The sequence below is a fragment of the Arenibacter arenosicollis genome (assembly GCF_014397245.1).
GTDB lineage: Bacteria > Bacteroidota > Bacteroidia > Flavobacteriales > Flavobacteriaceae > Arenibacter > Arenibacter arenosicollis.
Genome location: NZ_JACLHY010000016.1, coordinates 94,082 through 116,058, shown reverse-complemented (window position 1 = coordinate 116,058; position 21,977 = coordinate 94,082). Strand labels below are relative to the sequence as shown.

Sequence of the window (21,977 nt, the reverse complement as noted above, 5' to 3'; positions counted from 1 at the left end):
GTCTATTTGCTTCCTTTTTGGCACTATAAAAATGAGTGGCAACACGTTCGTTTAAAAAACAAAACGGCCCTAAAAGGCCGCTTTTGGCATCGATATTTTATAAATTATAGGGTTGTGCAACGGTTACCTGTGTTATGTGCTGTTAATTATCTTTTTTAAATAAAAATCTACCTCCAGCTTGTTCTAGAATTAATTCATTTTTTTCTGGATTAAATTCCATTTTCGCTCCAACTTTATCAGATTTAAACTTGTTTTCTTCCGTAGCTTCTAATGGGAATGATAGTTGTCCTGACCCCTGAGCTATAAGTGATGTATTATCTTTTGTTATTGTGATTTTTAATCGCATTTTTTTACTAGAATAAACACCTAAATATTTATCTAAATCCTCGGTCTTTAACGTAATAGTGTTGAATGTTGGAAATGAATACTCTTTATTAAAACAAATACTTAAAACTCCAATTAGAATATCATTAAAAGGATATACTTGGCCGTTTGTACAGTATGCTATTGTTAAGCTGTCTTTAGGGAAATATGCTAAATTAGAAGCAAATCCATCGATACCGCCACTATGACCAAAAGCTTTTTTAGAATAGAATGGTGTTTGAAACATTCCCATTCCATATCCGTCGGTCATGGTTGTCATTTTACTTAGGCTGTTTTCAGAAATTAATCGTAGTGTAAATAATGCCTCACTAAATCTATTCAAATCGGAGGGAGTTGATAAAATTGAGCCTGCGCCACCTGGAATACTCATATCTGTTTCCAATTCTTGTTCCCAATTATTTATGAATTGGTAAGAGTAACTTTCGTTGTGATTAATGTTGGTTTTATTACCAACATAAGTATTAGAAAGTCCAATTTTAGAAGTAATTCTTTCACCTAGGTTACTAGAATAAGATTGATTTGTAATGTGTTCAATTACATATCCTAAAACGACATAATTTGAATTACTGTATGATGCTTTCTTATTTGGTTTAAAATCAACTTTATATTTAGAAATGAGTGAGAGCATTTCATCTTTTGTTTTGGGTTGTGTCATCCAAGCCAAATAATCTGGGTCATTAGTAAAATTATATAGTCCGCTTCTATGATTAAGTAAGTTGCTAATTGTAATTTTATTAGCATTTGGGAGATTAGGGAAAAAGTCATCCAGTGTTGTGTTCAGGTTTAACTTTCCCTCCTCAATAAGCTGAAATATCATTGTTGCGGTGAACATTTTTGAAATTGAACCAATGCGGTATTTCGTGTTTAGAGTTGCAAGAACTGTATCAGTTTTAGAAATAGAACTGAAACCAATAGCTCTGCTATAAAGTTGAGTTCCATTTTTTGAAATTGTTAAACTTCCCATTGCTTTATCTTTTGACTTAAGAATATCAAATAAACTGTCAAGTTTTGGTTTGTTTAAGTTTTGCGAATAAGCTGTCCCAATTGAAAATCCTGATATAAGAATTGATATAAGTATTTTACTTTTCATTTTAGTTTAGAGGTTGGTTTCTAGTAATAGCACATAACGTGTTTGTGTATGATTTCGTTGCGTGTTTCAGCAACTAATTCAGCAAATACAAACCGAATAGAAAATCCGTCCTGCCACGCTTTTGGGCCTGGGTGGATTTTCGTAAGTAAGCGAGTACTAGCAATGAATTATACACGGTATTGTGTGCAGTATTTTTTTACTTTCTTACTGTTGAATGTAAAAAGTCCATTTTCCATTTTCCGTCAATCTTTTTAAAAGTAGCACTTTCTAACCAGTCAAATTTAACTTTAGTTGTGTCATTAAAAACAAAGTTTGCGTGATTAAAATAATTGATATTACCAGAATTGTTATCCACGTTAATTCTCAGATTTTCAAATTCATATTCAGCTGTATATTTTGGAAAACTCTTCATCATTTTGAAAATACTGTCATTGTTAAAAACTACTCCATCTTCATATATAATAAAGTCGTCAGTTGTCAAATCTCGCATTTTTTTAAAATCCATTGTTTAAATTCCGTTAAAATATCCAATTAAAACGGACTTTAATTGTTCAGGATTATCAGTTTTTTCTTCTTGACAAGAACTAAATGGCATAATCTGGGTCAGAAGTAAAATTGACAATTGTTTCATATGATTCATTTTTGGTGGGTTTGTTTATTCGTTTTGGCTTAATGCACACAACACACATATATACATACATATATGTATGTAATTAAAGGTTAATATATAAAAATAACCTATTACCTTCTCAACTCCCAATTATAATTACTTACTATAGTAGATCAATATTATTTTAGAACGCAATAATTTTACTAGCGAAAAGTCCAGGCCACAAACCTGCTCTTTTTATTGCCCTGTTCCATATCTATCACCTTGACTGCTGTAGGCTGCGTCTTGTTAATGGCCCTTTTAATATTTTTTAGATTTTCTTTTTGGGATACCAGCGAGGTAAACCAATGTGCTTGGTCCTTAAATTGCACACTTTCTAGTGCCATCTTTTTTACAAAAGCCTCTTCACCGCCCTTGTACCACAATTCGTTGGCCTGGCCTCCAAAATTCAAGGTCTCTTTTTCCTGAAGTTGAAGGTTGCGTACCTTGCGTTGATTCCTTTGTTGTGCGTCACTACGGTTCTTAAAAAATGGGGGATTGCAGACCACCACGTCAAAATAATCTCCGGGTTGAATTAGATGTTCCAATATGCTGTTTTTGAAACCTTGCTGCCTTAGGTCTATGTCTGCCAATACAGGGTTTCTGTCAATAATTTCTTGGGCATTTTTTAAAGCATCCTTATCTACTTCAGAGGCGGAACATTGCCACCCAAAATGGCAGCTTGCCAAAATTGGGTAGATCAAATTGGCTCCTGTGCCAATGTCCAATAACCGTAGTTCTGCCTTCGGAATCAGATCCGCTATATGTAACAGATAGTCCAATCGGCCCGGAATGGGAGGACATAGGTTGTGCTCCGGAATATCCCAGTAGTCCAGGCTGTAATGCGCCTTTAATAGCGCAGCGTTCAAAGCCTTAACGGACTGTTTGTCAGCAAACTTTATAGTCTTGTTTCCATAGTCATTTACAAAAACAAAATCCTTCAGGCTTGGGTAATGCTGAATAAGGAAATCAAAATCGTAGTCTTTGGCAAAAGGATTTTTTGGGTGCACGGGTATAGCTCTTAATGGGCAAAGTTAGCAAAAGCTAATCTAAATCGACATTTCTTCCCTATGGTCCCTTTTATTCAAAATGTGTAATAGTACAAGACTCAGAATATATACCATCTGCATTGGTTTAGGATCACAATAAATGGCAGTGGTTAATTAATGTCCAATTGAAGTAAACTTGCGAAAAAATATTTAGTAAATTTAAGAATTGAGATAACAATATAATCACACCAAAAAACCACATCTATGGAATTTACCTTAAAAACGACATTTAATACCACAGCAAAACAAATTTATAAGGCATGGCTTAGTACCCAGGGACACACCAAAATGACCGGAGGTGAGGCCTTCGTTTCCGATAAGGTCGGTGATCCATTTATGGCCTGGGACGGGTATATTAAGGGAGAGAATCTAATTTTGGAACCCTACCATAAAATTGTGCAATCGTGGAGGAGTGATAATTTTAAAGAAAATGAGGAAGATTCGCAAATTGAGGTTATACTTTCAGAATCAGACGGCGTAACCGAATTGACCTTGATACATAGGAATGTTCCGGAAGATGGGGAACACTATATTCAGGGATGGCAGGAACATTATTTTGAACCTATGAAAGCGTACTTTGAGTTTTAATGTTTAAGGAAAGGGACCTGATATTTCTTGCTGATTCCTATAGAATATTGGGTGCAAGAAAATAATATGTTTTCTTGCACCCAATAATTTTCCTTAGCCTTTTATTTCTCCCAAGTATCCGTTTTAAAGAAAGAAAAGGGGTACAATGCCTATTAGATTGACATATTGCCAAAATAAGATAGATAAAAATGTCTCACTTGTCAATGTCCAACAATAGATATTCTGTTTTTGGAATTAGGACCACAATATGTAATAAATAGCCTAACATCCTTGAAAAGGGTTAGAGTTGTGCTCTGAAATATTTCATAAGGAATGTTACCAACAAATAATAGAGGTTATTAGCTATTTCCTTTGTTAATACTAAAGTTAAATACGTCCGGTCTGGAATAATGACCTACTACATCGAACATGCGCTTGGCACCCAATATTTGTTGCAAATCAATATCAGCATAAAAAATACTTTCTTCAGCTTCAAGGGGGTCTACCAAATATTTTCCATTGGGGCCGATAATACAGCTATTGCCAATATTTATCCATTCTCTTCCTTCGGGATAAAGATTTTTAAACCCATATTCCTTGGGGATATCATCTATTTTAAAAGTCATACATGCACTAATAACAAATAGTCCGCCTTCCCTGGCGATGTGCTGCATAGATAGAAGCCAATTTGGGCTTTTATCCCAAGTTGGCGCTGCCAATATTTGGGTGCCACTTTCGTAAATGGCGGTTCGGGCAAGTGGCATATAGTTTTCCCAACAAATAAGTCCCGCAATTTTCCCTGCAGTAGTATTGTACGAACGCAATGTACTACCATCTCCCTGTGACCATATAAGTCGCTCACCACCAGTTGGAATCATCTTCCTATGTTTCCCCAATATAGCACCCTTTTTATCAATGAAAAGCAAACTGTTGAATAAACTGGCATTGCTCGTTTCAGTATTACGTTCGTTCATTCCTATAACGACATTTATACCAGCCTTTTTCGCAGCTTTACAAAGCTTATCGCAGGTTTCATCAGGAACTGAAACAGCATTTTCAACCAGTTTAATATAAAGTTGGTTCAAGTCGGACCCTTTACTATTGGGGATTAGCCATACCCAGTCCGGATAGCCCGAAATAAACACTTCAGGAAAAACAATCAATTCGGCTCCTTTTTCGCCTGCTTCCAGAATAGCTGAACAGGCTTTGTCAACTGTTTTTTTCTTGTTCAGGAATACTGGCGAAAGCTGTGCGACAGCTACCGTAATTTTTGTGTTCATGTGGGTTCTTATTTATTACTTAATAATCTTTAGGCATAGTAGAAAACATATAGCCTTCTAAAACCCTGCTGGCCTTTATTGAGCCTGTTACTCCTCCCAAGTATCCGTCCTAAACGAGGAGGCCGGTAAGCCCTCTGTATTGAACAGGCTGCCTGCCTCGCAATTGCTAAATGCATATCTAACCGCAACAGGTTGCGATACCTTGCTAGACCAAACACTAAGGCTCTTATCTCCATTAATAGTGGCCTCCGCAGGATGAAAAACTTTATCCGCTCCCGCAATTTCAAATCCTGTCAATGGCCGACCGTAACTGGAGAGACCGTTCTCATTATAATCAAAGGACAACTTTACCTTGCCCTCTTTAATTTCTTCTATTTCTTTGTATACTGAACCACTATAGGCAAATCCTTCCATGCCGTAATCCTTGGATAGTGCCCAAAGTGCCAACCTATCGCCTACCAATTTTTTCTCCCTTGGGTGGATATAATCACAATCCCCAATGTCCATGGTTACCGCCATCCCGGTATTTTCAACAGTTTTCATGGTGTGCAATTGTGCCTCCCTAACAAAGCCGGCATTACCATCGCTATAACCATAAGGGGCAATTTGTACAAAATAAAAAGGAAACTCCCCCTGCTGCCATTTTTTTCTCCACGTTTTGATCATGGAAGGGAACAGTCGACTGTATTCCTCGGCCCTGCCTCTGTTGGATTCACCCTGGTACCAGATTGCTCCCTTAATACCATAACCCACCAATGGGTTGATCATGGCATTGTACAGTAGGGTAGGGGTGCGCTGTGGTGCACCTTCTGGAAGTTTTTTGGGCAACTCTATGGTGTTGAATTCTGCAAGCGTCTCCTTGTCCATCCAGGCTTCCTCACTGGACCCGCCCCAGGAGGTATGTATCAAACCAATGGGAACGTTTAATAGGGCATTCAATTTTTTTCCAAAAAAGTAAGCGGTAGCACTAAAGTCCCTCACACTTGCCGGACTGGCCTCGGCCCATTGGCCTTCCAGATTATCCAAAGGTTCTAGGCTTGATGCTCTTTTTACGGTAAATAAACGTATCTGGTTGTTTTTGGAGTTTAAAATGGCCTCTCCACTACCATCGATCGGCTGGTTGTTAAATCCTTTTACGGGCATTTCCATGTTGGACTGACCGGAACAAAGCCAAACTTCCCCGACCATTACATTGTTGAGCGTCACTTCATTGCTGCCTTTTATAACAAGTTTGTAGGGTCCACCATAGGATGGGGTATTTATCTTCAACTTCCACTGTCCCTGACTATTGGCTGTTGCCGTAGATTCCTGTCCCCAACTTCCTTTTATAATAATTTTGCTTCCTGGTTTATCTGTTCCCCAAATGGAAACATTGTCTTTTTGCTGTAATACCATATGATCGCCAAAAAAAGCTGGTAATTTAATTTGAGCGTAGGAGATTGTGGCAGTACACAACAATAAGCTTAATAGATAAGTTTTAATTGGTTTCATAGGTGTGAAGAGTTTTCGGTTTTACAAAGTATTTGACGGTATCTCCCTCCACCAAAGTCGTGTGAATTTGCCTTTGGGAAATATACCTCCGTTAAATGTATGGAATTTTTTATACGGCCTAAAGTAGTGGGGTATTTTATGAGGCTAAAAAGCTTAAAATGATATCATTTATATTGGTTTCTGCTCACATGGTAGCATAAATGAGCAAAATTCCGAAAAGTATGGAAAAGGGAGATATGCACCGGATATAAATTGTCTTTAGGATTTTGGCGCACCAAAGGGCATAGTTGTGATGTATTTTTCGGGGCACAAAATAAAGCACTATGGAAGTGGCTATCATAAACCAACCTAAAACTTCAAAAACTACTGGGTATTTTGATATTTCGGCATATAGGATCAAAGCCGACGCTGGAATTATTCTGATAGTCAGTTCAGCATAGTTTATAATGTTGGTGCTGCCCGCCATCCTCAAATATTCCCTTGCTTTTTTTGGATATAAGAGCATTAAAAAGCCAACGGCAATTAGGTAAACACCAAAAAGTATTACAATAAATTTGGCTATAAGGGTCATACTGAAATTATTGTTTAATGTGTTCTCTCGTGCGAATCAGAACATTAAATAAATGGGTAAAGGGATTATTTTTCCAAATCAATTCAAGTCTATTCTATCAATCAATAATTTAAAGTTTTCGGTTCTTTTGTTTCCGATCAGGAAAACAATTTCCTCAATATAATCTTTTGAAAAATTGGGTTGGTCCAATTTCCTACCGCGAAAAGAAGGATACATATCCTTGAGTGAAATTTTGATTTCTTCCCATTCCCCTGTAGTCGGGAAGGTAGTGATATAGGAATAATAATTACTGGAATTGTCCTTTACCCTAAATTGATAGTCCTTGCCGTCGCCTTTGAGCAATATGATAATGTAACTGTCTTTGGTTACCTGTAGCTTATCAAATCGGTACCGGACGGAAGAGAATCCACCATTGTTTTCCAATGATATTTCTCCTTCAAACAATCCATGTCCATTCGGACTCAAGCTAAAGCTGCCTACAGACAAGCCACCCATAACTCCATCATTCACAATTCTCCATTCCTTGATGTTGGAATCTTTATTGAAATCGAAAATTATTTTTGAGGTCATAAGCGTCATAAAAAGTAAGGTGGCCAAAAGAAACTTCATATTAAACCTTTAGGGTAATTTACGACAACTTAAGCTAAAGGCCATGCATAATTAGAGAGTTTAGGAATAATATTAATACGGGTTGGATGGTATCATTTCCCAAGCCTTTGCTGATTTTACGTTTATATCACCACCGGTTGAAAATAGAGAAATGCCTTTACCTCCCAGGGTTGGATAAATTCTACGGGCTATGGCCTGTTTATCGTTGGCATATACTTCAATAATGGATTTGTCCAAAAAAATTCTCAAAACCAGGGGTTCTCCCTCCGAAAGTTCCAGAGGGGCTTCTTCAATAATTTTACGACCAAAATCTAAACCGGATTTTCTTGTATCGATCTTAAGTTTACTGTTTTTTTGATCAAAGTAGACCAGAGTTTCTTCATGACCATCTTCGGACATACCTATTTTTACGCCATATTCCCTAGCTGTACTGGGTTCGACGGTTATTTCAAGTTCCATTAATTCACTTCCCAAGTCTTTTAGGGGTACCTCAGTGCCCGATTTCACGGTTATGTTGGAAAGTATTTTTTGGTTCCTCCGCAATGCTTTCAATTCTTTAATGGGCCTCATGCGTAACGTGCCGTCTATCCCAAGCCAAAGGGATCTGGGAAGTCCGTAAGTACCGGTCCAGCCGTAATAAGTTTTTACGGAATCGGGTCGGTCATCAAAAATCCACGACCACATAATCTGTCTCCCCTTGCCATCAACTAGGGCTTCGGGAGCAAAATAAGCGTTATCCTTCCAGGTCATTCGTCCGTGTACTGTTGGGAAAAATCTGTCATCTTTGTAGTCCCCTATGTAATACTGACTACCTTTATTATGGCTAATAAAGAGCAAAAGATGCTTGTTGCTGGGTGGTCCCCCGTCGGGGGAGGAGGGCAAAGGCAAAAAACTTGGACACATATTATCCTCCGTTTTGTCTGTCCATTTTCGATCGGATTCATAAAACTCATGCATATAATTCCAATCCTTTAGATTGTCCGAAGCATATAGATAGAGTCTGTCACCCTGGTAATCCAGCGAATCTTTTGGAAGTTCCGGTTTTTCCATATTGGCGGGCAAGTCTTTCCCCCTGGAACCATATTTTCTGAGTACCAGTAAATTACCTGTCAGCATATAATAGCGACCATCTTTTTTCCAAATATTGGACGGGTCTGCCGAACCTATATGAATATCCTTTTCTTGTTTGTTTTTTATATCGGTAATGCCCCATTCAGTGGATTTAATTACGGGATTATTGTCAAATTTATCCCATGTGTTAAAGAGGAGGTTCGAGTTTTTTGCCAATCCGATGCCCTTGGCTCCCCATAGCATCCAATAGGATAATACTGCAGAACCATCATCGTCTACGAAGGCACCACCGCTAAAAACCCCTTCATCACCATTGCCGGGAGTCAAAGCATCTGGATGGCGTCTCCAATGTAACATATCCGTACTTGAAACATGACCCCAGGAAAATCCCTGGCCACTACGCTCATACAAATACATTAAATGATATAGTCCGTTATGATAAAAGGCTCCATTGGGATCAAACGGGTATCCCTTGTCCTCAGGGATGCAAAAATGATAGGCAGGCCTATAGGGGTCTGCCAATAGACGTTCCCTAAAATCAGTAGTTGATCTTATAATTTCTTTGGGGATATCCTTATTGGCCTGCACCAATGTTGGAATAGTGTCTACTTGGGAGACAACGGTGAATGTAACAAAACAGCATAAGCTAAAAAACAGAGGAAAGTTTTTAATCATAATAATATTTTTACTTTACTGAAGAGTCTGGAGCTTTAAGGTATCTGGGTTTAGTAACTTATCGTTACACCTCAACGGTCTGGTTTTTAAGAGGTACGATTTGAGGGTCCAAAGGAAAATTGGGTTAGTTGGAGTCCTTATAGATTTATTTAGGAATCATTACGTCTACAACATTTTTCCAAGACCCATCGTCTTGCTTCTTCCAAATGGTGACCGATTTTAAATTCTGAATTTGCTTGGTACCGGTGGAATCGGTCATGGTGATTTTCGCATTTTCCAATAAATAGCCCATATCCCCACTTTCGGCTATTTCAGCACTGATCGGCTCCCAACCAATGCTAAAATTGGGGTCGTTCATGGAACCTTCCACCATCCCACGAATAGCTTCTTTACCCTTTAAATCAGGTTGCCCTGCCGAGATTACAATGGCGTCTTCGTTCCAATAGTCCAATACTTTTTCTACATCCCTTTCCGATGCGGCACGGGACCATTCACGGCTGGCTTGCATCAGGTTTTTCTCTTCTACCTCCAAATCCAGTTTTTTTTCCTCGCAACTTGAATTTGTGAGAAAAAGTGATAAAATAATCCCGATTTTAAAAATTTCAATGGTTTTCATATTTCAAGAGATTTATAATCAAAGTTTATTACTATTATAAGGGTTCTTATCGTAGTTGAAAAAGTAACCTTTTCCTACTATAATTATAACCAGAAAGCATCTGTCCATTAAAGATTGTAAAGTCCAATGTATTCATATGAAGTATTCTCTTTTAAATGTCAATGAATATTTTGTTTTTAATATATCGATCTTTCCACTTTATTTTTAATAGGAGGTATGGTCTGCAGGTATTCAAAAATGGCCCCAGCTTCGGAATCGGTAAGTTGAGGGTAGGGCAGCATGGGGTAGGTTAGAGCCTTTTCACCCTTTTTTTGCCCATACTTAACTGCATTAACAAATTCTTCCTTGGTCCAGTTGCCAATCCCAGTTTCCTTGTCGGGTGTAAGGTTGGAGGTGAGCATTACACGTCCCTCCATATCCAAAGGTTTGTTGCCCCCTGCAAAATACCCGGCACTTAATTCCGGATTTAAAAAATCGTTTGTTTTAAAGTCGGCCGAGTGGCAGGAAAAGCAATCCAGATTATGGGCCAGGTATTTGCCCAATTCCACGGCGTTGTCCCCATTAGGCAAAGGAATTGCCTCCGTGGGCATTGGAAGGGGTTTAAAGGCAAGCCTACAGAGTATTTTTGTCAGTAGTGAGGGATTAGGAGGAGTATCGGGAGTTGGGTCGGCTTTGACCATCGGATGGTCCGACCTTAAAAACGATATTATGGCATTGATATCCTCATCCGCCATATGGGGCAATTTTGCCATATAGGGTGGACTGTATTTTCCATCCCTTTTAATTCCCGTTCTAAGGAGATATACCAATTCCCCATCTGTCCAATCCCCAATACCATAGGTTTTGTCCTGGGTGATGTTCTGTGAATATATTTCCCCAAATTCCGGCGGGGCATCCATCATTTTTTGTCCGGTAAGTTTGTTGGTTTGGTGATTTAAATGGCAACTGGCGCATAACATAACGGCCAATTTTTCACCCCTTGCAATGGCCTCCGGACTACTTTTTGCCTTGAAGTCGATTTTCTCTACCTCATACGAAGGAATATCGTTGGCACTAATAAAGATCAAGGCAACGGCAATTAATAGAACAATAACTCCTAGGCCGACACCTATAATTTTAAATACTTTTTTCATCATAATTATTTTTAATTAAACAAAAGTGTACTCAATATGTGGGAACGTTTTATTTTTTTAAATCTCTATTTACAAGACTATGCCAAGATTATTTACATCGGTATTATTTTAAGGAATACACCGTTGCAACCGTACCATATTTAATTCTAAAATGTTGGGGATTAATTTTACGAAACAATCTTTTCATTGGTTGGTCTTTGGTTATTTGGTAGGCTTAATTGTTGGAGATAGAAATGGTATTTCTCCTTGGTCTGTTCTAAAATTAATAAATTTTTTGCTTAATACAATAAAGTGTTTTTAACAATCTATTTTTAATCAGGTAGTTGGAGTGATTAAGCTTTTCGATTGTAATCCTCCCCTTTATTTGAGTACGGGCTAGGTGAAACTAAACTCAAGGAAATACTAATGGGTCTTTTATTTTGTAAATAGATAATCCACCTAATATTCCGTTTAATTTTTTGCGGGATTTACGTCATTATACCACAGGTTGTGTTACCAAGGTGCTACTGAATCTAGAAAGGAATTTTAGAATAGAATTGCAAATAAGCAAGTCTTAAATCTATAATATTTATAGAAGTTTAATTGTAGGAATTGGCCTTTTCCAAGGCCTCATGAATATTTTTAAATATATACTCCTTGTCCAATAACATGAACACTCCATTCTTTTTGAAATCCTTACTGGTTTCTTCATTAATTCCAGAGAGGATTACTTTTATTTTTTTTGTTTTATAGGATTTTATGATCTCTTTTAAACTTTGGTATCCTGTGGCATCTATCATGGGAACATAACGCATTCTAATAATAATGACCTTGGGCTGTAAATGAGTGTTGGTTATGGTTTCCTGAAATTGTCTGGCGGCTCCAAAAAACAAGGGGCCATTAATTTCGTATAACAATACATCTTTTGGGAGGTCCAGTATTTCTTCGTCAAATAAATGTTCGCCATTTATAGTGTCTGTCGATATATTTTCAATTAGGACAGATTCACTCATTCTTTTCATGAACATAAAACTGGAGAGTACTATTCCAATTTCGATGGCTATAACAAGATCGAAGATTACGGTAAGGAAGAATGTGGTTAGTAGGATGATGATATCCATTCTATTTCCCTTTAAAATAGATTTAAATTGCCTCCATTCGCTCATATGATAGGCCACAACCATTAATATTCCAGCCAAACAGGAAAGGGGTATCAACTTAGCATACGGAGCAAATAAAAGCATTATGGACAGTAGAACCACGGCGTGTACTATACCCGCAATGGGAGTTCTACCACCATTCTTTACATTGGTGGCCGTTCTTGCAATGGCTCCAGTGGCGGGAATTCCGCCGAAAAGGGCCGAGAATATATTGGCCGTTCCCTGTGCTATCAGTTCCATATTGGAGCGATGTTTTCCCCCGATCATGGAATCGGAAACCACGGCAGAAAGCAGCGATTCTATACTGCCCAACAAGGCAATTGCAAAAGCGGGTTGTATCAAAGATTTTACGGTTGCATAATCTACCTCTGGAATGGAGGGCATGCTTAATTGATTTGGGATTTCCCCAAAATTACTTTCAATAGTATCTACAGGAATATCAAAAACCTTTACCACTATGGTGGACAATAGTATGGCAACGATTGACCCGGGAATCTTTTTTATCAGCTTTTGAAAATATAAAGTAACTATTACCGTCGCAAAAGCGATAGCGATGGCATACCAGTTGATCTTGTCCATATTTTCAAAATATACGACCCATTTATCAATGAAATCAGCTGGAACTTTAGCTATGTGAAGTCCAAAAAAATCATTGATCTGGGAGGAAAAAATGATCAGTGCTATACCACTGGTGAATCCTACGATCAAGGAGTAAGGTATAAATTTCAATAAATTCCCCAGGCGTGCCAACCCTAAACCTATGATAATAAATCCGGCCATGAAGGTGGCTACGGTCAATCCGTTTATTCCATATTCCTGAACAATACCATAGACAATAACGATAAATGCTCCGGTAGGGCCTCCAATTTGTACACGACTACCTCCTAAGACAGAAATTATTATTCCGGCAATAATGGCCGTTATTATTCCTTTTTCTGGGGAAACCCCAGAGGCTATGGCAAAGGCAATGGCTAAGGGCAGTGCAACTATACCAACGATAAATCCGGAAAGTATATCTTTTGTAATGGTTTCTTTGGAAATTCCCTCTTTTAGAAGAGAGAACAACTTGGGAATAAACTCTTTGTTCATATTAGAATCAAATGGTAGTCAAGGGTATTCAGTGAGGTTTTCAAGGTATATTACATTTTATGATAGTAATAAACGAGGATAAACCTAGGGTGATTTTTTCTTTTGAAATATGACAATTGTCATATTATATCATTGTTGCATCACATAAACAATATTAGGCAGTTCTATTTTTCTTTAGGATTGGGGCGTTGCAGAGACCGTAGCCTTTTCGTCTTTTTTCAAATCTATGTCAAGATAAGAATAAGATTGTAGGCCATTATTCTCTATGGTACAAGTTGTTTTTTCCCCATTTACAAAGAGAAACTCATGAACACCCGGTATTTTGGCAATCCATTTTATAGTACCGCCATTAACATTATGGGCCGTTGTTTTGGTTTTTCCATAATGTTTTACACTAATTTTATTGGAGAGTAGGGGAACGTTCATAATTTCTGCCCAATCATTTTTCTTATCAAGGCGCGATAGGCTCATAAATCCATTTATAGAAGCATCTGCATCTATCCCCATTAAACCTCTGGTAATATGCTCAATTACGGTATAGGAATTCTCTGGATAGGCCCGTCTAGCATTTAGGGGACTGCACAAATTAATGATCATCCTGTTGGCCATTGCAGATTTATTGTTTTCATAGAAAATGATGGGTAAATAAGATTTTAGTTCAACAATTAATTTACCGAAATTGGTCTCGTATTTCTCTACCAAATCCAATATTTTGGAATCGTCCTGGATGGCATCAAAATAAAAAAGATAATGTAGAAAAGCCTGATCTTCCCCTACCATAAAATAATCGAAGTTACCATCCCCATAAAGAATGGAACGGTATTCTTGCCTTTCGGTATCCCACCAAAATTCATCTAGGAATTCCTGCTCTTGATGGGCTTTTTCGGCATATTTTTCAGACTGTAGCAAATCATTTCTATGCTTTAACATCTCAGAGTAGGCTTTATAGGCGGCTACTAAAGAGGCGGACATATCTATTCCTAGCAAAGTTTCTCCACGACCACCTTCGTTATAAGTAGGTATACCCCGCTTGTTTCCAAACCTGCTTTTTTCAGGATTCTCGGGTGCATGTAGGGATCTATTTCGATATAGGATTTGGTCCGAACCCAATTCCCAATGGTCTACGTATTCATTAAGACTCAGTTCATAAAAATTAATGAGATCAGGATTATTCAGGTATTCCTTATTTCCCGTCCACTTATATAGTCGGTATGCGTTATAGGTTACATCAAAGTTGGCAGGCAGGTTATACCAAAAATCTTGATCGTTTTCGTAATCTACAGGAGCAGGTTTGTTGTAACGGTTAATTTCCCAATAGCTACAAAAATCCTTGCCCTTGCCAATGTTTTGGGCGAATTTTAGGAACATATTATAATTGTGTTTTCCCAATCCCAAAATTTCTGCCCCAATGGCCTGATGCGATACGTCTCGCATACAAAATGCTTCACGGTCGGGTAGTGCAGCCTCATACCAGTACCCAACAGGGTCCTCATTGTCATGGGCATAGGACAGGGCTTTGTTTTTGGCCCAGCTGAAAGCCTTGTCCAATTCTTTATTGGAAGAATTAAATACTAATCCTCCGGTATTTGTTCTGGTTGGTTTTTTTTTGGATTCTTCTTTACAACTACCGAGCATTACCACTAAAAGTAACAAAAGGTAGTATTTGGAAGTTTTGGTTATTTCCATGGTATGGATTTATTTATATGATCAGTTGGATTTCTATGGACTATATCCCTTTTATTAATAAAGATATAAGGTTTTACCATCCCAATAATAGTTCAATTAATATTTTATTTACCTGTTTTTATTTTTCATTTCCGCTCGTCTCATCGGCATGGCGTCTATTGTCCCAAAAAGTTCTGTTGTTGTAAGGACTTCGGTCTTTTCAAGTTTTATTCCACCATCCAATCCTATCAAAACCACCTTAAAGTCCTCCTCTTTGTTTGCAAACTTATCAAAAAGGGTAGTGGAAGTAATCCACTCGTTCTCTTTTCCTTTAATCTGGTTATTCATTATTCTATACCGCCCCGGTAAAACTTCATATATAAGCATTTTTCTTGTCATGAGTTCCTTGGGAAGTCTATTAAATTCGGCGATTTGGTGTTGAAATTCCATGGAATCCTCATTTTGGGATACGATTAGAACGACTCGATTTTCCCATTGGTGTTCTTTTAAATCCTGTGAGGTAGCATGATTTATCATTAAAATTCCAATTGTCATTAACAGTATTCGCATGCTTTATTAATTTATGACGACTAGCTAAGTACTAATTCAAGGTTTTAGGATTTTTAGTCACGCCAAATAAATGACGGTAAGATTAGGCATTCCCTAAATTTAATCATTGAATTTAAAGGAATATAAATCCGCTTCCTTCATGCTTACTCGCAGTTTTATGATTTTATCCTTAATAGGGCCAAGGTCCAATGAATTCTGCCAGATCACCTTTCCGGCAATTTCATCGCCTATTATTTTTTCCGTACTATAACTTACACCATTTATTGAGGGCTTATTATTTTCATCCAATATTTCGATTTTGATAAAACCCCCAGCGCTGGTGGAATAGTTTACCTCCAATTTATCTCCATTAAACCTAAAAGGTTTGGTAATAAAAAAACCTTCCTTGGATTTAGAATTTACGGAAGAAAATCCGTCCATTCTAATTTTATACAAGGTATTTCGTGCATAGATTCCCATATGGGTTTCGTCTAATGGAACAAGATTTAAGGTTATATAATTGGATCTGTTTCCCCATCTCTCCGTTTTGAGTCCTGGTCTTATAAAGGCTTCTGGGAAAGTCCTGTTAAATATAACTCCATCCCTAGAACTGATCATCACAATATCGGTAGAATTACCGTTTTCAGGGAAAAACCTTGTGGGCAGTCCTATATAAATATGGGGTGCCCTAAAATAGGGTTGAATCCCCGAGGTATATAAATGTTCCCCCTCAAAATTTGGAAATATGTTGATGGGTTTGCTCCAATTCTCAAAATCTTTTGAAGTAGTTCTAGAGAAGGATCTTAATCCAATGATGAGCCTTCTAAAGTAACAAACGTATTGGTTTTCTGTTTCCGACCAAAAGGCAATATTTTGGGAATCAAATTCATAATAGTTGGGGTCATGTTTAATTACAGGTTTATTTTTGAATTTTTTAAATTTAATTCCATCATTCGAAAAAAAATGGAACAGTCCATCAGTATCATTGGTTCCGGATAGAGCCCTGTATTTATATTCGGAATTGGGGTTTACATCTTTGAAGGGAGTGAAATTGTGACTGAAGGGTGGCTCGTAAAATATGTAATTTTTTATACTGTCATTTATTTGTGTGGCTTCTTCCTGCCAATGGTAGCCATCCCTACTAATGGCACTCTTTGTAATTTCTCCAGGATTGCCGTCATACAATTCACCTTTCCAAAAATCCAATTTATCCCTGTAATAAATTCGGTATAGACTATCCGTTTTAATAATAGTTTGATAATATCCATTGGGGATGTTTGTGCTTGGTACCTCTTGGGGGGTATTTAATAGTAACTCCAGATTCACTATGGTGTCCAACAAATAATGATCCAAAAACAATTCCCTTTTATTCCCTAGGTCCATTACGCTTTGACATAATAACTGATGACAAAAAAAGAGGAATATTGAAATAACTGGGAAGAGAATTTTTTTGTTGATCATATATAGCCACGAGTAATGGTTTTGTTAAAAGTATGGAATTTTGTTCTTCTTTTATTAGTGTAACCCTATTTTGAAAACAGACACGATCCGGTAAAATTAATCATTGTGATGCCCCTTTTTTTTTTAAGACGCTACAATGTTTAATTAATTGATTTTATTACATTTAAGGGAGTTTATTTCCCGGTGTAGGAAAAGCTTACCTATTTGTGTCATTCTTAACTACCGGTCGAAACTAATATTAAACAATTACCATGACATACTTAAAACCGCTTTTGTGCCTAGCACTTTTTTGCCTGTTATTCTCCAATTGTGGAAACCGAAAATCTACTGATACTTCTGCCGATCAGCCAGAGAATGTACAATTAATGAACGCCCAAGATGCCGAATGGGAATACCCGTTTAATGGAAAGAACTTGGATGGCTGGAAAAAAATGGGAGGGGAGGCCACTTATCATGTTGAAGGAGATATGATAGTAGGTACTACTGCACCTGTAACAGATACTAGTAATACTTTTCTGGCGACCAATAAATTTTACGACAATTTTATTCTGGAATTTGAAGTGATTTTGGACCAGGCCCCTGGCAAATATCATAATTCCGGGGTACAGATAAGAAGTAATAGCCTACCTGACTTTTACAATGGCCTGGTCCATGGATACCAGGTGGAAATAGATTTGGATACGACGGCACGAAGCGGAGGAATCTATGATGAAGGAAGACGAGGTTGGGTGCACGATTTAAGTGATAATCCTGCTGCTAAAAAGGCATTTAAACTAGGTGAATGGAATTCTTTTAGAGTAGTGGCCGATGGTCCTTCGATCAGAACTTGGGTAAACGGGATACCCGCTGCGGATTATGTAGATTCCATGACAGCTACGGGCTTCATTGGCCTGCAGGTGCACGCCACGGACAGTGAAAAACCTCTAAATGTGAAATGGAGGAATATTCGGGTTAAGCCGTTATAAATGTTTTTATAGGGAATTGTATTGCAATTACTCCCTTTTGTGAAAGCTGATCCAATCCAAGTAGATTTCCTCATGGATATCGGGAGCTTTATCGTGAAGGAAGAATATCTCCTGTGAACCAGAGGTTTCTTTTATTGGAATGGTAAGTTTATTTTTGGATTTAGGTATGTTGGTGAACCGAGCTTTACCAATGATCTCACCATCAGGGGAACCCGTTCTGATAGTGATAAAACATTCCGGTCCCTTATAGCTATAACCAAAGGTAATGGAATCAACGGCCGTTAAATCTATATTTTTAAAGGAAATATAAGTCGATGCAAAACCCATGGATACACCATTATCACCTACTTCGCTTAACGCATCGCGTTGGGTTGAAAAGTTCTCAGCTTCCAATTTTGGGGGTTGCAGCATTTTTATTGCCGATACGGTAATGGGTTCCATTCCGGAAGCACCTAGATCTGTGTAGGAGGCTTTTAGGACAAAAGTTATATCCTCCTTCCCATGGGTATTGGAGATGTCAATAATACCTTCCACTCCCATTTCTTTGATGTTGGTCTTTTCTTTGGCCAAAGATAAAATATAATCGGCCATTCTGCGCGTATCCGCCTTAGAAAACAGAGGATGGGCACTCATACTTATATCGCCCCAAACTCCACTACCACCAGAAAGAATTTTTTGGGCAATATAGTCCGTGGCGTCCAAATCGTCTTTGTATTTTTTGGCCACCTCCAAAAATGACGGCCCAATAGCCCTCTCGCTTGTCTTGTGGCAACTTCTACAATCACTTTCTCCTATTAATTTTTCACCCTGACTTTTTAATGTTCCCATACCATTGGTAGATGTTTCCAAAGTGTAGTTTCCTTTCATCCATTCCAAGCTCACTTGGACTTTTGAAGGGTCTATATCCCCATTTGCCAAACTCCCATCCTCTTTGTCCGTTAAAAGGATACGATAAGGTATTTTATCCTTGTCCCAATAAAAGCTACCTCGTGATGGCATGTCTATCGTTAATTGTGGGGCATCGTTGCCTGCTTTGATCTGCAAATCGGCTGTGGCTGTAGCTCCTTCATTATCCGTTACTGTAAGGGTCACCTGGTAAATACCTGGGTCCTTGAAAGTAAAAGTTGGATTCCTCTCTGAGGATTGAACCTCCTTGGAATTAAATTTCCACTCGTATTTTAAATTGTCATCCTTGTCGTAAGCCACAGTACCTTCGCTCTTAAAGTGTATGGTAAGGGGAGTAGTGCCTACAGATTTATTGGCCGCAATTTCTATATGCGGAGGTCTATTACCCTGGATATATTCAATTTTAATTAGCCGGGCATCTGGGTTAGCACCCCAAGTGGTACCGAATTCCAGTACATATAAGGATCCATCGGGACCAAATTGCATGTCAATAGGGCTAATGAACCGAGTAGAGGGCATAAAGTCTTCGATCTTTATAAGCTTCCCGTTTTCATCAATTCTAACAACTTTGATCCATCCGCGCATCCAGTCGTAAATAAACAGGGCCTTATCGAAATAAGACGGGAATTTTAAAATGGAATTGTTGTTGGAGTTGTAATGATAAACAGGTCCGGCCATGGCCGTTCTTCCACCTTCACCCAATTCGGGATATTCCTCCGAAGCGGCATAGGGGTACCATATAAGTGCAGGCTTGGCCGGTGGAAGTATTTTTTTTCCAGTATTGTTGGGCGAAGTATTTTCTGGTCTGTTTGTATCAAAAAGCTTGCCTGCCTTTTCCGTGTCATAATCATATTTTGCATATGCTAAGTTATTGGCTATGAAATAAGGCCACCCGAAAAATCCCCCTTCTGTGGTGGCATTAATCTCATCGTAACCTCTAGGACCTCTAGGGATATCTGCATAGGCATCAGGACCAACCTCTCCCCAATACAGGGTATTGGTTTCCTTATCAACCGATATCCTAAATGGGTTTCTACAGCCCATAACATAAATCTCAGGGAGGGCTAAAGGATCGTTTTTTTCAAATAGATTTCCCGAGGGGATGCTATAAGTGCCATCATCCTCTGGGTGGATTCTCAATATTTTCCCTCTATAATCCATTGTATTCGCAGAAGTTCTCTGAGTGTCATAATTCTTTCTTCCCGGACGTTCATCCAAGGGGGCATAGGGATTAAGAAATCCTGGATGAGTGTTTTCGCCTATGGAAATATATAAATTTCCGTCACCATCAAAAGCCAAGGAACCGCCAATATGCCGCATGTGTTGATTGGGAGCTTTGAGCAGTACCTTCTCCGAGGACATATCCAAGGTATCATTGATTACTGTGAAGCGTGAAATTAATTGATTGGAAGTGGGATCTTCAAAACGTATTTCCGGGTTTTTATACACTTCCCCACATGGCATGTCCATAAAATCGGACACAGTACGATTTACGTACAGCCAACCATTAATTTCAAAATCGGGGTCTAGTGTCATGCCTATCAATCCTTCTTCCCCGCAGCTAAACACCTTCAATTGCCCAACAATGGAAACTGAATTTGAATTGGGATTATAAACTTTGATAGTACCAATATCCTCGGCAAAATATACTTTACCATCATAGGCGACAGATAAAGCTGTTGGATCCATAGTTTCCTCTGTAAGCACAACTTTTCTAAATCGGTGTTCATCCGGTATCTCCACTATTTCCAATGGCCTATGGCAAAAGCTGAGCGATATGCCCAAGAAGCCGAGCAACATTGCCTTAATCGAATTCCTACCAATGGTTTTTAAGCTATTGGTAAATGTTATTGGACAATGAGGAATCACTTTTGAGTCTAGGTTTTAAAATTTTTGAGGTACTCTGGCATATTTAATATGTAAGGTCATGGCTTGGTTGTCAGAGCCATTTCTTCTTTCTAAAATAAATCAGCATGCCAATGGCAATAACAATGATAACGCCCCACATGATAAAATAGCTATACTTGTAATGAAGTTCCGGGACTACATCAAAGTTGGTTCCATAGATTCCGGCAATAAATGTAAGTGGTATAAAGATCACTGAAAATACCGTCAGGAATTTCATGATATCGTTCAACTTACTACTTATGGTGGTGTGATAAATGTTCAATTGGTCGGATAGTATCTCCCTGTAACTGTCGGAGGAATCACTGGCATGATTAATATTGTCCTGTAGTTCCTTAAAATGCATTTCGGTACTTTCCGTAATATAATCCGATTCCATTTTAGCAAGGCTCAATATTATTTCCTTGGCAGGTTTAATATTCTTTCTTAAAAAATTCAACTCCCGTTTATAGGAATTGATTTCCCCTATAATCTCTTGCCTGGGTTCCAGGAGCAGGCTTTCCTCCAGGGTTTCAATTTTTTCCCCCAATACCCCAATGATGTATATATAGTTATCAATAACAATATCCAGCAAGGCAAATAACAGGTAATCCGTGCCGCCGTTTCTAATTCTTCTTTTTTGTTTTCGAATGCGCTCCCGAACAGGTTCAAAGACATCGCCTTTGGTTTCCTGAAAGGAGATTAGGATAGATTCGGTCAAGATCAAACTTAGGTTTTCAACATGTATGGTATCCGAGTTGGGCTGTTGCTGCAACATTTTAATGGATATATAAATGCAATTGTCGTACTCCTTGATCGTTGGCCTGGCCTGGGTATTCATGACATCGGCCAGAACAAGTTTATCAAAGTTGAATTCATTGGCAATTCCTTCAATTACCCCCGTATTGTGCAGACCATCTATATTAAACCAGGTTACTGTGTCTTTTTCCTGATATTTTATAACCTCCTTAACCGTCTTAATGGTTTCTTCGGCTAGACTATTGGCATCAAAATCGATTATGCGAAGCAGTACTTCGTTTATTTTCTTTTCCCCTCGGAATATGAGTTCATCCGGTGAAACTCCAATTTCTTCTTTAGATTTTTTTAAGAATCTACCCATATATAGTGTTTTTT

The 21,977-nt window shown here is 38.3% G+C and carries 19 protein-coding genes; 2 read left to right on the top strand and 17 right to left on the bottom strand.

All coding sequences use genetic code 11. The features are described 5' to 3' along the window. Positions 1-142: 142 nt before the first annotated feature. The 4 genes from H4O18_RS15215 to rlmF all read right to left on the bottom strand — a co-directional run bounded on the left by H4O18_RS15215 (position 143) and on the right by rlmF (position 3,133). Positions 143-1,474, bottom strand: coding sequence for a serine hydrolase domain-containing protein (locus H4O18_RS15215; RefSeq protein ID WP_187586065.1), 1,332 nt, complete (start codon positions 1,472-1,474; stop codon positions 143-145). Between the two features lie 196 nt (positions 1,475-1,670). Then, positions 1,671-1,979 (bottom strand): nuclear transport factor 2 family protein, encoded by a 309-nt coding sequence (locus H4O18_RS15210; protein WP_187586063.1) that lies wholly within the window; start codon positions 1,977-1,979, stop codon positions 1,671-1,673. Between the two features lie 3 nt (positions 1,980-1,982). Beyond that, positions 1,983-2,105 carry a hypothetical protein gene (locus H4O18_RS22395; protein WP_281387352.1) on the bottom strand — a complete coding sequence of 41 codons (123 nt, stop codon included), beginning with the start codon at positions 2,103-2,105 and terminating at the stop codon, positions 1,983-1,985. A gap of 182 nt (positions 2,106-2,287) precedes the next feature. Then, a complete protein-coding gene (rlmF, locus tag H4O18_RS15205) occupies positions 2,288-3,133 on the bottom strand; it encodes a 23S rRNA (adenine(1618)-N(6))-methyltransferase RlmF (protein ID WP_187586061.1) in 846 nt (281 codons plus the stop codon). A gap of 243 nt (positions 3,134-3,376) precedes the next feature. Here rlmF and H4O18_RS15200 point away from each other — a divergent pair, with 243 nt between their 5' ends. After that, positions 3,377-3,760 carry an SRPBCC domain-containing protein gene (locus tag H4O18_RS15200; protein WP_187586059.1) on the top strand — a complete coding sequence of 128 codons (384 nt, stop codon included), beginning with the start codon at positions 3,377-3,379 and terminating at the stop codon, positions 3,758-3,760. Positions 3,761-4,098: 338 nt separating this feature from the next. Here H4O18_RS15200 and H4O18_RS15195 read toward each other — a convergent pair whose 3' ends face one another. From H4O18_RS15195 to H4O18_RS15145, 11 genes are all read right to left on the bottom strand, one after another. Further along, positions 4,099-5,019 (bottom strand): carbon-nitrogen hydrolase family protein, encoded by a 921-nt coding sequence (locus tag H4O18_RS15195; RefSeq protein WP_187586057.1) that lies wholly within the window; start codon positions 5,017-5,019, stop codon positions 4,099-4,101. A gap of 87 nt (positions 5,020-5,106) precedes the next feature. Next, complete coding sequence (locus H4O18_RS15190) at positions 5,107-6,510, bottom strand: sialate O-acetylesterase (RefSeq protein ID WP_222942430.1); 1,404 nt, start codon at positions 6,508-6,510, stop codon at positions 5,107-5,109. A 184-nt stretch (positions 6,511-6,694) separates the two neighbouring features. Further along, positions 6,695-7,081 (bottom strand): hypothetical protein, encoded by a 387-nt coding sequence (locus H4O18_RS15185; RefSeq protein WP_187586055.1) that lies wholly within the window; start codon positions 7,079-7,081, stop codon positions 6,695-6,697. A gap of 78 nt (positions 7,082-7,159) precedes the next feature. Then, on the bottom strand, positions 7,160-7,690 hold the full coding sequence (locus tag H4O18_RS15180; protein WP_246474318.1) for a CIA30 family protein: 531 nt from the start codon (positions 7,688-7,690) through the stop codon (positions 7,160-7,162). 72 nt (positions 7,691-7,762) lie between these two features. Then, positions 7,763-9,436 (bottom strand): glycoside hydrolase family 32 protein, encoded by a 1,674-nt coding sequence (locus H4O18_RS15175; RefSeq protein WP_187586053.1) that lies wholly within the window; start codon positions 9,434-9,436, stop codon positions 7,763-7,765. Positions 9,437-9,581: 145 nt separating this feature from the next. Next, positions 9,582-10,052: a YybH family protein gene (locus H4O18_RS15170; RefSeq protein ID WP_187586050.1), complete on the bottom strand. Its 471-nt coding sequence runs from the start codon at positions 10,050-10,052 to the stop codon at positions 9,582-9,584. Between the two features lie 176 nt (positions 10,053-10,228). Continuing rightward, positions 10,229-11,188, bottom strand: coding sequence for a c-type cytochrome (locus H4O18_RS15165; RefSeq protein ID WP_246474315.1), 960 nt, complete (start codon positions 11,186-11,188; stop codon positions 10,229-10,231). 575 nt (positions 11,189-11,763) lie between these two features. Further along, a complete protein-coding gene (locus H4O18_RS15160) occupies positions 11,764-13,413 on the bottom strand; it encodes a SulP family inorganic anion transporter (protein WP_187586049.1) in 1,650 nt (549 codons plus the stop codon). A gap of 174 nt (positions 13,414-13,587) precedes the next feature. Beyond that, positions 13,588-15,099, bottom strand: coding sequence for a hypothetical protein (locus H4O18_RS15155; protein ID WP_187586047.1), 1,512 nt, complete (start codon positions 15,097-15,099; stop codon positions 13,588-13,590). A 108-nt stretch (positions 15,100-15,207) separates the two neighbouring features. Then, positions 15,208-15,648 (bottom strand): DUF4174 domain-containing protein, encoded by a 441-nt coding sequence (locus H4O18_RS15150; protein ID WP_187586045.1) that lies wholly within the window; start codon positions 15,646-15,648, stop codon positions 15,208-15,210. 99 nt (positions 15,649-15,747) lie between these two features. Beyond that, positions 15,748-17,010 carry a hypothetical protein gene (locus H4O18_RS15145; protein WP_187586043.1) on the bottom strand — a complete coding sequence of 421 codons (1,263 nt, stop codon included), beginning with the start codon at positions 17,008-17,010 and terminating at the stop codon, positions 15,748-15,750. A gap of 329 nt (positions 17,011-17,339) precedes the next feature. On the opposite strand from H4O18_RS15145, the gene H4O18_RS15140 reads away from it, so the two are divergent. Next, positions 17,340-18,053 carry a 3-keto-disaccharide hydrolase gene (locus H4O18_RS15140; RefSeq protein WP_187586041.1) on the top strand — a complete coding sequence of 238 codons (714 nt, stop codon included), beginning with the start codon at positions 17,340-17,342 and terminating at the stop codon, positions 18,051-18,053. A gap of 27 nt (positions 18,054-18,080) precedes the next feature. Here H4O18_RS15140 and H4O18_RS15135 read toward each other — a convergent pair whose 3' ends face one another. Together H4O18_RS15135 and corA are read right to left on the bottom strand one after the other, a co-directional pair. Continuing rightward, the gene (locus tag H4O18_RS15135) at positions 18,081-20,759 is read right to left on the bottom strand and encodes a PQQ-dependent sugar dehydrogenase (protein ID WP_187586039.1); all 2,679 of its coding nucleotides are present in this window, start codon (positions 20,757-20,759) and stop codon (positions 18,081-18,083) included. Positions 20,760-20,898: 139 nt separating this feature from the next. Beyond that, entirely contained in the window at positions 20,899-21,963 is a 1,065-nt protein-coding gene (gene corA, locus H4O18_RS15130) for a magnesium/cobalt transporter CorA (RefSeq protein WP_187586037.1), read from the bottom strand. Positions 21,964-21,977: the final 14 nt, after the last annotated feature.

Bases quoted from the DNA above. Each gene is read 5' to 3' on its own strand.
- H4O18_RS15215 (WP_187586065.1), bottom strand. From the start codon at position 1,474: ATGAAAAGTAAAATACTTATATCAATTCTTATATCAGGATTTTCAATT.
- H4O18_RS15210 (WP_187586063.1), bottom strand. From the start codon at position 1,979: ATGGATTTTAAAAAAATGCGAGATTTGACAACTGACGACTTTATTATA.
- H4O18_RS22395 (WP_281387352.1), bottom strand. From the start codon at position 2,105: ATGAAACAATTGTCAATTTTACTTCTGACCCAGATTATGCCATTTAGT.
- H4O18_RS15200 (WP_187586059.1), top strand. From the start codon at position 3,377: ATGGAATTTACCTTAAAAACGACATTTAATACCACAGCAAAACAAATT.
- H4O18_RS15195 (WP_187586057.1), bottom strand. From the start codon at position 5,019: ATGAACACAAAAATTACGGTAGCTGTCGCACAGCTTTCGCCAGTATTC.
- H4O18_RS15190 (WP_222942430.1), bottom strand. From the start codon at position 6,510: ATGAAACCAATTAAAACTTATCTATTAAGCTTATTGTTGTGTACTGCC.
- H4O18_RS15185 (WP_187586055.1), bottom strand. From the start codon at position 7,081: ATGACCCTTATAGCCAAATTTATTGTAATACTTTTTGGTGTTTACCTA.
- H4O18_RS15180 (WP_246474318.1), bottom strand. From the start codon at position 7,690: ATGAAGTTTCTTTTGGCCACCTTACTTTTTATGACGCTTATGACCTCA.
- H4O18_RS15175 (WP_187586053.1), bottom strand. From the start codon at position 9,436: ATGATTAAAAACTTTCCTCTGTTTTTTAGCTTATGCTGTTTTGTTACA.
- H4O18_RS15170 (WP_187586050.1), bottom strand. From the start codon at position 10,052: ATGAAAACCATTGAAATTTTTAAAATCGGGATTATTTTATCACTTTTT.
- H4O18_RS15165 (WP_246474315.1), bottom strand. From the start codon at position 11,188: ATGATGAAAAAAGTATTTAAAATTATAGGTGTCGGCCTAGGAGTTATT.
- H4O18_RS15160 (WP_187586049.1), bottom strand. From the start codon at position 13,413: ATGAACAAAGAGTTTATTCCCAAGTTGTTCTCTCTTCTAAAAGAGGGA.
- H4O18_RS15155 (WP_187586047.1), bottom strand. From the start codon at position 15,099: ATGGAAATAACCAAAACTTCCAAATACTACCTTTTGTTACTTTTAGTG.
- H4O18_RS15150 (WP_187586045.1), bottom strand. From the start codon at position 15,648: ATGCGAATACTGTTAATGACAATTGGAATTTTAATGATAAATCATGCT.
- H4O18_RS15145 (WP_187586043.1), bottom strand. From the start codon at position 17,010: ATGGACCTAGGGAATAAAAGGGAATTGTTTTTGGATCATTATTTGTTG.
- H4O18_RS15140 (WP_187586041.1), top strand. From the start codon at position 17,340: ATGACATACTTAAAACCGCTTTTGTGCCTAGCACTTTTTTGCCTGTTA.
- H4O18_RS15135 (WP_187586039.1), bottom strand. From the start codon at position 20,759: ATGTTGCTCGGCTTCTTGGGCATATCGCTCAGCTTTTGCCATAGGCCA.
- corA (WP_187586037.1), bottom strand. From the start codon at position 21,963: ATGGGTAGATTCTTAAAAAAATCTAAAGAAGAAATTGGAGTTTCACCG.